The sequence below is a fragment of the Cupriavidus sp. WS genome (assembly GCF_000395345.1).
In the GTDB taxonomy this organism is placed as follows: Bacteria; Pseudomonadota; Gammaproteobacteria; order Burkholderiales; family Burkholderiaceae; genus Cupriavidus; species Cupriavidus basilensis_B.
Window position 1 is genome coordinate 1 of sequence record NZ_AQPL01000601.1, and the last position, 2,610, is coordinate 2,610.

2 protein-coding genes are annotated in these 2,610 nt (G+C 58.9%); both read left to right on the plus strand.

The features are described 5' to 3' along the window. Positions 1 to 428: 428 nt before the first annotated feature. Positions 429 to 935 (plus strand): hypothetical protein, encoded by a 507-nt coding sequence (locus tag K206_RS41065; protein ID WP_231401732.1) that lies wholly within the window; start codon positions 429 to 431, stop codon positions 933 to 935. 11 nt (positions 936 to 946) lie between these two features. Then, on the plus strand, positions 947 to 2,610 hold a 1,664-nt coding region (locus K206_RS40340; protein WP_081651625.1), incomplete at its 3' end, for a Mu transposase C-terminal domain-containing protein.

The window sequence follows — 2,610 nt, forward strand, 5'->3', positions numbered from 1 at the left end:
CACCGAGAACTTGCCTCATGGTAGCGATCAACGTACGGCCAAACCAGCCGGAAATCAAGCCCTCGACTCGGCCGTCACACAAAGTGCGGGAGACCCGTAAAACTGTTCCCTCCGGGGCTTTTTCAAAAACGTTGTAAATCACAGGGTTAGCGCTTTCTGCGTTAGCCACCGTACTAAGATTACATCTCTTTTGCGAGAAGTAATCTTGATACTATCCGCCGGCTGGAAGTAATGTTGGAACTATCGCTGGTCCGTCGCTTAGTACCAGTTTTACTTCAGTGGCTGATGTCATGCCGGATGCCTTACGTCAGTACAGTCGCCCACTTGCCTTCGCCCGCAATGGATGGCGGCGTCGCATTGAGCTGTACAGCCCAAAGCTTGGGCGTCGGATGAGCCTCGGCAGCTATGAGGCTTACCGAACATGGCTGATGGTCGAAGCCAACCCTGCGATAGAGACTTTTACCGAGCGCCCGGCTCGCGTGGCGGGACCGGGGAGTGCCATGATTGACTTCTGGGTTCGCCTGCGAGATGCGCCTGCAGGGGAGTTCTGGTTGATTGAGCATCGCGATGCCAAGGAAGGCTACGATCGGGCAGATGAAGAGGAGTCTGGCTCCGATAGTCTTTTGCATGGTCTGCCTGTTCGCGTCATTCATCAATCCGAACTACAGGCCTGGAGGGTGCCGATTGCCAATTGGTCGCGCATTGTTCCCTACCTCGTCAGCTACCGGCGGTTCCGTACCCCTGTGCTCGAGCAGGCCATTGTGGTCTACCTGAATGAGCCGAGGGCGTTGGAGGCGATCGTTGAGCGCTTCTCCGAATATGATTGCGCGAGTGTGGAGGCCTCACTCTTTGCCTTGTTGGCATCCGGCCGCGTCGTTAGTCCCGACATAGCTGTAGCACCACTGAGCGGAGCGACTTACTTTCAGCGAGCATAGGAGGTGTCCAGATGGCCGGCTCGTCTCGCCGAATCGATCCGAACACAATTTGCCTGTCGGATTGGCCCCAACTTGACCAGCGTGTCCTCACGAGCGAAGCGCGGACCACGTTTGGACAGCGCCGCGATGCGATTGAGGCTTATGCCTGCGTTAGCTCTCTTGCGCAGGTCTACGAGACCTGGGGTATCCACCGTTCAACCTTAAGGCGTCTGATCCGTCGAGCAATGAGCGCGCACCCGGATGGCCGCCCATGGGGATATCGCGCGTTGGTGCCGAATGTCCACGTGCAGCCCTATGAACGAAGCAAAGCGCCTCGTGCGATCGCGCACGGCAAAGCGGGAAATGCAGGGGCCTTCGGACAGTTGCTGCAGCGTCACCGTAATCTGGCCGAGCAGTTGCGCAAAGAGATCGAAACGAGAAGAGTCCATTTGCAGCCCGGGGAGAAAGGCCGTCTGGTTGGCCTCAAGGCGGTGGCGCATCGCTTTGAGCAGTCCTGTCGTGAATTGGGACTAGGCGCTGGCGATTATCCACTAAACCAAAAGTGGAAGGGCTTTCGTTCATTGGCCAGCACACTCAGGGGGTGGCTACAGGATGATTTCGACTTAGCTGCGCGCGCCGCCGGCCAAAGGATCAAGCCCGCTTCAGCGCTGCGGCAGCTTCCTGAACGCGGATCCGCTGATGCGTTTGATACGGTCGAGTTCGATGCCCACAAGATGGATGTGCGCCTGAAGGTAATCGACAACGATCCACTGGGCGGCGAACAGAGCTATGAGATCGAGCGCGTCTGGCTGTTGGCCATCATCGACGTTGCCACCCGCTGTGTCTTGGGCTACACCATTTCGTTGCAGCGCGAATGTAGCCGCTTTGACGCCATCGAAACCTTCAAGCGCGCTGTGACACCAGCCAAAATCCCGGAACTCACGCTGCCGGGACTACGCCTGTTGCCTACCGGCGGGTTCGTCTCGCAGGAACTGGAACAGACTCGCTATGCCTGCTGGCGGCAGATCCGGCTCGACAATGCGCGCTCGCATTTGGCGGCCACCAGCCTCGACGTCGTGTGCGAGGCGTTGGGCTGCACGGCCGATTTCGGTCCGGCATATCAGCCCGATGACCGACCGTTCATCGAGCGCTTCTTTGGCACGATCGCCGCAACGCTATCGCGACGGCTGCCGGGGGCGATACCAGGAAAGGACGCGGCGCAGGTCGTGCTGAAACGTCTGCGCGATCCAACCGATTCACTGCGGCTTCTCATCACCTCCCAAGAGCTGGAGGAGTTGTTGCACCTGACGGTGTGGAACTACCACGGCACACCCCATGCTGGCTTGGGTGGCTTCACCCCACTGGAGATGATGCGTCGGCATGTGCTTGGCATTGGTCGAGAGGCGATCCGATTGCGTCTGATCCCCAAGCTGCTACGGGAGCATCCGGAACTGCTGCATGACCCGGTACTGTGCCGCGTCCATGGAAACCTCGGCCGCGGTGAGCGACCATACATTACCTTCTATCACGTGCGCTACACGAGTGAGCGGCTTGCCAGAAGCAGTGGCTTGATCGGCAAGCGTCTGCGCATTCACTATGATCCTTCGGACTTGAGAAGGCTCTGGGCCTGTACCGAAGACGGACACATGTTGGACGCCTTGTTCGCTAGCGGCAGGGGGGGCGACGAGCCGCATTC

Coding starts and splice junctions, on each gene's coding strand:
- K206_RS41065 (WP_231401732.1), top strand. CDS start 429: ATGGTCGAAGCCAACCCTGCGATAGAGACTTTTACCGAGCGCCCGGCT.